Origin of the sequence: Micromonospora arida (assembly GCF_003857035.1) — a bacterium.
Lineage (GTDB): Bacteria > Actinomycetota > Actinomycetes > Mycobacteriales > Micromonosporaceae > Micromonospora > Micromonospora arida.
This window is the reverse complement of record NZ_QGSY01000037.1, coordinates 1-4,704: the sequence shown is the minus strand read 5'-3', so window position 1 is coordinate 4,704 and position 4,704 is coordinate 1. Positions and strand designations below refer to the sequence as shown.

Here is a 4,704-nt window from a genome sequence, read left to right as displayed (position 1 = left end):
ACCCCGCACCCCAGTCCCACCTGGCCCGCTTCTTCGACTAGCGGGTCCGGGTGGACTCGCGGAACACCAGGCGGTAGGGAGCCCGGAGTTCCCGGGCGGGGACGGTGGGGTCACCGCCCAGGCGGTCGGCGAGGAGTTGGATGGCCAGGCGGGCGACCTGCTCCTTGTCCGGGGCGACGGTGCTCAGGGTCGGGGTGGCGAACCTGCCGTCCTCGATGTCGTCGAAGCCGGCCACCGCCACGTCCTCGGGCACCCGCAGGCCGGCCTCGTGCAGCGCACGCAGGGCACCGAGGGCCAGCGTGTCGTTGAAGCAGAAGACGGCGTCGGGGCGTACGCCGGAGGTGAGCAGGCCCCGCACCGCGGCCGCGCCGTCGGCACGGTGCCAGGCCGACGCGGACGCCACCAGGGTCTGGTCGTAGCCGAGGCCGGCGGCGCGCAGCGCGTCGCGGTAGCCGGCCAGGCGCAGCCGGGCGCTGGCACCCTCGTCGGTGCGCTGCGCGCCGACGGCCGCGATCCGGCGGCGGCCCAACTGGATCAGGTGGCTGGTGATCTCCCCGGCCGCTGCCACGTTGTCGATCACCACTCGATCCGCCGGGCAGTGTTCGATCCGCTCGCCGAGCAGCACCATCGGGGTGCCGTCCAGACCGGCCAGGTCCGCCGCGGTGAGCGCCAACGGACTGAGGATGAGCCCGTCGATCAGGTGGTCGGTGATACCGGAGGCGAGCACCCGTTCCTGGTCACGCCGGCCGCCGGTCTGGTCGATCAGCACCGTCCAGCCGTGCTCGGCGGCGGCGCTGACCACGTGACGGGCCAGCTCGGCGAAGTACGGGATGTCCAGTTCCGGAACCGCCAGCGCGATCACACCGGTGCGTCCCTTGCGGAGGTGACGGGCGGAGAGGTTGGGCCGGTAGTTGAGTTCGACGATCGCCTCCTCGACCCGGGCACGGGTGTCCGGTCGCACGTGCACGTGGCCGTTCACGACGTTGGAGACGGTCTTGACGGAGACGCCGGCCCGTTCGGCCACGTCCTTGAGTCTGTGTCGCACGCCGTAACCTCCCCGAGGTGACGGGCGCACCATACCGTCAGCAACTTCACTGCGACGGCGCACAAGCGATGGAGGAAGGGCCCTGCGGTCGCAAGGGGCCCTTCCTCCATCCCGTCGGATCAGCTGTCGGCGCTCGCCTCCCGAGGCACCGGGGCGACGGCGGGCTCGTGCTGGGCCAGCCGGTTACGGCGGTGGCCGTAGCCGAAGTAGATCAACGCGCCGAGCAGCATCCAGGCCAGGAACCGCAGCCAGGTCTCCACCGACAGGTTGAGCATCAGGTAGAAGCAGGCCAACGCCGAGACGATCGGCAGCACCGGTGAGAACGGCACCCGGAACGGCCGCTCCAGGTCCGGCCGCTTGCGGCGCAGGATCGGCACCGCCACCGACACGAGGACGAACGCGCAGAGCGCGCCGATGCTGACCAGGTCGGCCAGCGCGGACAGCGGCAGGAAGCCGGCCAGCAGCGCGACCGCCACCGTCATGATCGCCGAGATCCGGTACGGGGTGCCCCAGCGCGGGTGCACCTTCGCGATCGAGGGCGGGATCAACCCGTCCCGGGCGATGGCGAAGCCGATCCGGCCCATCGCCACCAGGTCGACCAGGATGACGCTGGTCAGGCCCGCGACCGCGGCGATGGAGACCAGCACGGCCGCCCAGCCCGCGCCGACCGACTCGAAGGCCGACGCGATCGGGGCGCCCCGGTCGATCTCGGTGTACGGCACCATCCCGACCACCACCAGCGAGACGCCGATGTAGAGCACCGTGGAGATCAGCAGCGTGCCGAGCAGGCCCAGGGTGAGGTCCCGCTTGGGCTTCCTCGTCTCCTCGCCCAGGTTGGCCACGGCCTCGAAGCCGGTGTACGCGAAGAAGACCACGGCGGCGGCGCTGAGCACCCCGACGAAGCCGAAGACCGACGGCTCCAGCCCGAAGAGCGCCTGCGTGACCGGCTGCTTGATGCCGTCGTCGCCGCTCCCGGCGGGCTCGGCCGGCGGGATGAACGGGGTGAGGTTGGCGGCCTTGACGAAGAACAGCCCGGCCACCACCACGAAGACGCAGATCGCCACCTTGACCAGCACCAGCAGGTTGGTGATCCGGGCGGATTCCCGGATGCCGACGATCGCCACGATGCCGAGGATCAGCACGATGGCGATGGCGCCCACGTTGACCGTGCTGCCCTCCTCACCGAACCAGCGGGTCGGCAGGTCGAGCAGTTCGGCAAGGTAGCCGGACCAGCCTCGGGCCACCACGGCGGCGCCGAGCGCGAACTCCAGCAGCAGGTCCCAGCCGATGATCCAGGCGACGATCTCGCCCATCGTGGCGTACGCGTAGGTGTAGGCGCTGCCGGCGGTCGGCACGCTGGAGGCCAACTCGGCGTAGCAGAGGGCGGCGAGCAGGGCCACCACGCCGGCGATGGCGAAGGAGATCACCACGCCCGGCCCGGCGCTGTCCCGGGCCTCGATCCCGGTGAGCGTGAAGATGCCGGTGCCGATCACGATGCCGATGCCGAAGCCGGTGAGGTCGGTCGCGCCGAGCCGTCGCTTCAGCCCCAACTGGCCGTCGCTGCCGTCCGCCTCACCCTGGGCTATCACGTCCTTGATTGGTTTTGTGCGCAGCACGGACACCCGGTCACCCCTCCCACCGTGCGACCACCTCCGTGGCGGCCGGTGACCGCCGTTGCTACCCACCGGTGCGATTGGTCAACCACGAACTCTTGCGGCGATGGCCAGACTGTGAAAATTTCCTACCAGTGACGCGGACATCGACGGCGAATCTTGCCGCGCACCGCGCGAAACATCCGGGAGCCCCAACGGAGGGACAGACCGCATGAAAGCCACCCGACTCGGAGTCGCCGGGCTGGTCGCAGCCCTGCTCGGCACGTTCGTCAGCGCCACCCCCGCGAGCGCCGCACCCAGCGCGGCCGACACCACCAGCACCGCCACCTGCGCCACCGACCCGGCCACCCCGAAACGGCAGTTCCGGGCCATGTGGATCTCCTCGGTGGTCAACATCGACTGGCCCAGCAAGGCGTCCCAGACCAACCCGGACCGCATCGCGGCCCAGCAGGCCGAGTACCGCGAACTGCTCGACCTGGCCGGGCGACTGCACCACAACGCCGTCGTGGTGCAGGTCCGGCCCACCGCCGACGCGCTCTGGCCCTCGCCGTACGAGCCCTGGTCGGAATACCTGACCGGGGTACGCGGCCAGGACCCGGGCTGGGACCCACTGGCCTTCCTGGTCGACGAGTCGCACAAGCGCAACCTGGAGTTCCACGCCTGGTTCAACCCGTACCGCGTCTCCATGCCGGCCCCCGGCGGCGCCGGCGCGGACCTGACCCAGCTCGCCCCGGGCCACCCGGCCCAGCAGCACCCCGACTGGACCTTCGCCTACCCACCGGCCGGCGTGGCCGGCAGCCGGCTCTACTACAACCCCGGGATCCCCGAGGTCCGCGAGTTCGTCCAGACCGCCATGATGGACGCCGTCAAGCGGTACGACATCGACGGTGTCCACTTCGACGACTACTTCTACCCCTACCCCAGCGGCACCTACCAGGTGCCGGACGACGCGACCTTCGAGGCCCACAACCGGGGCTTCACGGACCGGGCCGACTGGCGGCGGGACAACATCAACCTGCTGATCCAGGAGATGAACGGCAAGATCAAGGCGGCGAAGCCGTGGGTGAAGTTCGGCGTCAGCCCGTTCGGCATCTGGCGCAACAAGACCGTCGACCCGCTCGGTTCGGACACCACCGGCAGCCAGTCGTACGACATCATCTCCGCCGACACCCGCAAGTGGATCAAGCAGGAGTGGATCGACTATGTGGTGCCGCAGCTCTACTGGTACATCGGCCAGTACCCGGCCGCCGACTACGCGCGCCTCGTGCCGTGGTGGGCCGAGACGGTGCGCGGCACCCGCGTGCAGCTCTACATCGGCCAGGCCGACTACAAGAGCGGCGATCCGGCGTACGGGCCGTACTGGCAGAACCCGCGTGAGCTGTCCGACCACCTGACGCTCAACCGGTCGTACCCGGAGGTGCAGGGCAACGTGCACTTCTCCGCGGTGCAGGTGCGGGCCAACCGGCTCGGCGCCACCGACATCTACGCGGCCGAGCACTACTCCCGCCCGGCGCTGGTGCCGGCCATGCCCCACCTCCCGGCCCGGCCGCTGCTCTTCCCGGTGGTCACCAAGGCGACCCGGCAGGCCGACGGTGTCCGGCTCACCTGGCGCCAGCCCGCCGACGGCGTCGGCCCGCTCGGCACCGCCACCTCGTACGCGATCTACCGGTTCGACGGCACCACGCTGCCCGGCCGGTGCGCCACGGCCGACGCCGCGCACCTGGTCGACACCGTCCGGGCCACGCCCGGCAACGCCCAGTCCTGGGTGGACACCTCGGCCGAGCCCGGTCGGCGCTACACCTACCAGCTGACCGCAGTGGACCGGTCGGCCAACGAGAGCCCCGCCAGCCCGCCGGCATTCGTCCTGCGCTGACCGTCTCTCTGGATGCCCCGGACGCCTCGCGCGTCCGGGGCATTCGTCTGTTTCAACATATGTCACCAATAGTTGGCGATGCGCATACCGCCTAGTTGATCAGCTGATCGACACTCATCGACATCCGGTAACCCGCCGGTAACTTCCGTCCCACCCGCTCACCCCCGCGGAGG

Annotated in this window: 3 protein-coding genes; 1 reads left to right on the top strand and 2 read right to left on the bottom strand. The window is 70.5% G+C overall.

The annotated features are described in order from the left end of the window. Positions 1–37: 37 nt before the first annotated feature. Together DLJ58_RS00445 and DLJ58_RS00440 are read right to left on the bottom strand one after the other, a co-directional pair. Positions 38–1,045, bottom strand: a complete 1,008-nt coding sequence (locus tag DLJ58_RS00445; RefSeq protein ID WP_124853343.1) for a LacI family DNA-binding transcriptional regulator — start codon at positions 1,043–1,045, stop codon at positions 38–40. Positions 1,046–1,164: 119 nt separating this feature from the next. Beyond that, the gene (locus DLJ58_RS00440; RefSeq protein WP_124853342.1) at positions 1,165–2,667 is read right to left on the bottom strand and encodes an amino acid permease; all 1,503 of its coding nucleotides are present in this window, start codon (positions 2,665–2,667) and stop codon (positions 1,165–1,167) included. A gap of 202 nt (positions 2,668–2,869) precedes the next feature. Between DLJ58_RS00440 and DLJ58_RS00435 the strand changes: the two genes are divergently transcribed. Continuing rightward, positions 2,870–4,531 (top strand): glycoside hydrolase family 10-like protein, encoded by a 1,662-nt coding sequence (locus DLJ58_RS00435; RefSeq protein WP_124853341.1) that lies wholly within the window; start codon positions 2,870–2,872, stop codon positions 4,529–4,531. Positions 4,532–4,704 lie beyond the last annotated feature (173 nt).